3 protein-coding genes and 2 pseudogenes are annotated in these 4,094 nt (G+C 59.8%); 1 reads left to right on the forward strand and 4 read right to left on the reverse strand.

Annotated features, from left to right (window positions below; all coding sequences use genetic code 11):
- From MOV76_RS38505 to MOV76_RS38520, 4 genes and pseudogenes are all read right to left on the reverse strand, one after another.
- Positions 1-654 (reverse strand): reverse transcriptase domain-containing protein (locus MOV76_RS38505; RefSeq protein WP_247266530.1); only part of this gene is annotated, 654 nt, incomplete at its 3' end.
- A 44-nt stretch (positions 655-698) separates the two neighbouring features.
- Positions 699-904 (reverse strand): annotated as a pseudogene (locus MOV76_RS38510) (IS630 transposase-related protein); the annotation flags it as partial.
- Positions 905-1,313: 409 nt separating this feature from the next.
- Positions 1,314-2,487, reverse strand: a pseudogene (locus MOV76_RS38515) (IS91 family transposase).
- Positions 2,488-2,499: 12 nt separating this feature from the next.
- Positions 2,500-3,360, reverse strand: a complete 861-nt coding sequence (locus tag MOV76_RS38520; protein ID WP_077989899.1) for a site-specific integrase — start codon at positions 3,358-3,360, stop codon at positions 2,500-2,502.
- Positions 3,361-3,583: 223 nt separating this feature from the next.
- Here MOV76_RS38520 and MOV76_RS38525 point away from each other — a divergent pair.
- On the forward strand, positions 3,584-4,094 hold a 511-nt coding region (locus tag MOV76_RS38525; protein ID WP_247266531.1), incomplete at its 3' end, for a helix-turn-helix domain-containing protein.

A 4,094-nucleotide genomic window follows, 5' to 3' on the forward strand; every position in this document is an offset into this window, starting at 1 on the left:
TGGCCGCTGGGGTATAGCCACAGAAGAACTCATTCCGCTGTGAAGTCGCCACCTGTCGCGGCCTGAACTGGTATCCAAGGAAGTCAAATTTGACAGTCGGATACATTTCCCGGCGCCGATTATCTTGTAGACGATATGGGTCTTAGTCGGATGCATCTGAAGTCCGCATTCTGCCAGCCGCGCTTGGAGCTCGACCATGAGGGCCTCTGCTTCCTGCTCGGTCCGGCAGTGCACCAGACCATCGTCTGCATACCGACACCATGGTAGATCCGGATGCGTCCGGGTCATCCAGACGTCAAACGCGTAATGCAGGAAGAGATTCGATAGGATCGGGCTGACCACGCCCCCTTGCGGGGTACCACGCGTCCGCTCAATGACTTCTCCGTTCTTTTCCATAGGCGCGGTCAACCATCTTTCGATGTAGAGCAGAGCCCAGTTGCATTTGACGTCTTTTCTGACCGCCTTCAGCAAGAGATCATGCGGAAGATTGTCGAACAGCCCTTTGATGTCGAATTCCAGAACCCAATCGTATTTCCAGCACCGCTGACGCGTTACCCCAACGGCATCCAAAGCCGACTTCATCGGCCTGTAGCCATAGGAGTCTGGAAAGAAGAGCGGCTCTAAATCCGGCTCAATCATCTGCTTGACCACCATCTGCGCGATCCGATCACTGACCGTCGGCACACCCAAAACCCTTTGAAGGCGCGATGCGGCTCAAGCACCCGTCGACGTCGACCGCCATCTTGCCGGGGGTCACACTGCCGGTTGCCCGATGCCGCTGAGACCACTTCACAACAGACGACACGGCAATGTCGAACCGATCCGCCACAACCCGGCAGCTCTGACCGGCCGCAACTGAAGCCACTACACGTTCACGAAGATCATTCGAATAAGGTCGCGTCATGGAGGCTGGCCTCCTACTCCAGCACCCATCTTGAATCACAATTCTGCTGATTTGAGAATCTGGAGGGTTCTGTGAGGTCCGCGCGCCGTGCGTGCGGCATTCACTGATCGGACCTCATTGAAGCCGGATTGAGCGAAGGCGCGGGTTGTTTGTCGCTATGGGGATTTAGCCGAAGCGGTGGATGGCGTTTTGCAGGTTCGAGCCTTGGCGGAGCACGTTGACAGGTCTGGAAGGAGATACTTGCCGGTATTTGCGGTGTCTTTGACGCCCCTGTCGGCTGGTTTGCATCGACGGAACCCTTGGTGCTGTTGCGCTTTACGTTGCTCAGGCACGATGGGCCAAAGCACTTGCCTCGCGGCTGCTCGGCATGCCGACGCTGATCGTTGGACTGGTGGCACGCGTGGTATGATCATGAACTGTCTTCCCATGCTGGTCGGCAGACCGGCTGGATCGGGGTCCACGCGCCGATTATCGTCATCGTTCCGCCGCAACAGGGGCAGCGGTGCGCCAAAGGTGGTGGCTTTGCGTCCGGTTCTTCGACCGGCTGCTCCGGCGGCGGGACGCCGAGCAGGCTTCGGCACAGGTCCAGCTTCAGTTGCCGATGGACATTGGCAAGCAGGCCGTAATGACGAATGCGGTGAAAGCCGTCCGGAACGGTGTGAAGCAGGAGGCGCGGATGAACTCGTAGGCATCGAGCGTCATCACCTTTTGCCTGCCGCCCGTTCGATAATCCTTCCATCGGAATGTGACGCGATCGCCATCAATGCTGACGAGGCGGGAATTGGAGATGGCAATGCGATGGGTATAGCGGCCGAGATAGGCCAGTACCTGTTCGGGTCCGGCAAATGGCGGCTTTGCATAGACCACCCATTCGATGCGACGTGCTGCTCTAAGGGTTCGATTGAAGGCGACCGGATCGGCCAGAGCGGCGATATCGCCGCAGAATTGAAGTTGACCCAGATCGTAGGCCTGCCTCAGCTGTTCGAGAAACAGCCGCCGGAACAGCCGCGACAGAACCCGCACAGGCAGGAAGAAGGTTGGCCGGAAGGCAATCCAGCGCGACTGGTCGAACGACAATCCGCCGCCCGGCACGATACAATGGATATGTGGGTGGCAGTGGAGGTTCTGGCCCCAGGAGTGCAGCACCGCGATGAAATCGATCTCGGCACCCAGATGCCTGGGATCGGCAGCAAGCTTGCGTAGCGTCTCAGCCACAGCCTTGAACAGGATGTTGTAAACGGCGGTCTTGTTCTGGAAGGCGATTGCGGCGATCTGCTGCGGTAGGGTGAATACCACATGAAAGTAGCCGACCGGCAGAAGGTCGGCCTGCCGTGCGGCAAGCCAGTCACGACTCGCCTGTCCCTGACACTTTGGGTAATGCCGGTTGCGGCAGGAATTATAGCGACGCGGAACGCCGCGCAGTCCTGGCATTGCTGGACATGTCCGCCCAGCCGAGCGGTCCTGCACATCTCGACCGCACTCATGACCCGGCGTTCGACACGCCCGAGATGAGCGTCGTGTGCTTGGCGATATCTTTCCCCGTGGCGGTGAAAAATCTCCGCCACCTCCAGACCCGCCGCCATGGCGGAGCTTACTCAGCTTGGCGGCACCACCTCCAACGTCAGCCGGTCGAGCGGGCTGGTCGTGCTGCGGATCAGGGTGTTGGAAACCTTCGTGTAGCGTGCCGTGGTGGATAGATTGTTGTGGCCGAGCAAAACTTGGATGATGCGGATGTCGGTTCCGCTTTCCAGAAGATGGGTGGCAAAGCTGTGGCGCAGCGTATGCACCGTCACCCTCTTGTGGATCCCAGCCGCGGCGCACGCCGAACGGCAGGCAGAATACAGAACCTGGACGTCGATGGGCTTGGTCTCGTCCCGGCCCGGAAACAGCCAGACCTCGGGTCTCGCCAGCCGCCAATAGACCCGCAGGATCGCGAGCAACTGCGCTGATAGCATGACGTTGCGATCCTTTCCGCCCTTGCCATGCTCGACGCGGATGATGCCGCGTCCGCCTTCAATGTCACGGACCTTGAGATGGACAGCTTCCGAGGCGCGCAGCCCCGCCGCATACGCTGTCGTCAGTGCGGAACGGGTCCTCAGGCTCGGAACCGCTTCCAGAAACCGGACGATCTCGTCGCCGTTGAGGATCGTCGGCAGCTTGGCGGGTGTCCGGGCATAGGCAATGCGCTCCGGTATCTCGCCATGACCAAGCGTGACGCCAAAGAAGAACCGCAGGGCACAAACTGTCTGGTTCAAGGCTGGCCATGATAGGCCCGATGAAACCAGATGCACCTGAAACGCGCGCACGTCTTCCAGTCCAAGACGGTCTGGCGATCGCCCGAAATAGCGCGAGAACTTCGTCACCGCATGTAAATACGATCGTTGCGTTGCTGGCGAAAGGTTGCGGATCGTCATGTCATCGATCATGCGCCGGCGTAGAGGGCTCATCTCCGTCATCGTCATCTCCTGATTGAAGGTTGGGCAAAACAGCCCATTCCTTCAATCAGGAGCGCTTCATGCAATCAGATCCTCCAAATGCCGCGAAAGCGGCTTCGTTCAATCCCTGCCGATTCCGATAAGCGATGAACCGCTCTAGTTGTGAGCTTTCAGGAGGTTGTCCATTCGGCCCTGGTCGAGAAAGCTGAGGTTGTCAAAGCTTCAGTGATTCTCGGAGGACCGAATGAACATTCACAAGAATGCCCGTTTAACACCGCGGCGTCGAGAGGAGATGGCGCGCGCCGTTATTGATGGCGCTTGTTCCAAAGCCGATGCTGCGCGGACATATGGGGTGACGTCGAAGGTGGTCGCTCGTTGGACGGCGCGCTTTCTGGCGGATGGCGCCGCCGGCATGGCGGACCGGTCGTCGCGGCCGCGGACAAGCCCGAGACGAACCGCGGCCAACATTGCCGGCGAGATAGCAGTGTTGCGCCGACAGCGGCTGACGGGCAAGCACATCGCCAAGCAGACGGGCGTGTCGGCGGCAACGGTGAGCCGGGTGCTCAAGCGCGCCGGTCTTTCCAGGCTGAAGGATATCGAGCCGGCCGAACCGGTGCGACGCTATGAGCGCGGGCGGCCCGGCGAAATGATCCATATCGACATCAAGAAACCTGGCCGCTTCAGCCAGGTTGGCCACCGCATCACGGGTGATCGAACCCGCCAAAGTTCGCGCAGGGGCAAAGGCTGGGGCGCTG

This window comes from Rhizobium sp. PRIMUS64, assembly GCF_023006465.1.
GTDB lineage: Bacteria > Pseudomonadota > Alphaproteobacteria > Rhizobiales > Rhizobiaceae > Rhizobium > Rhizobium leguminosarum.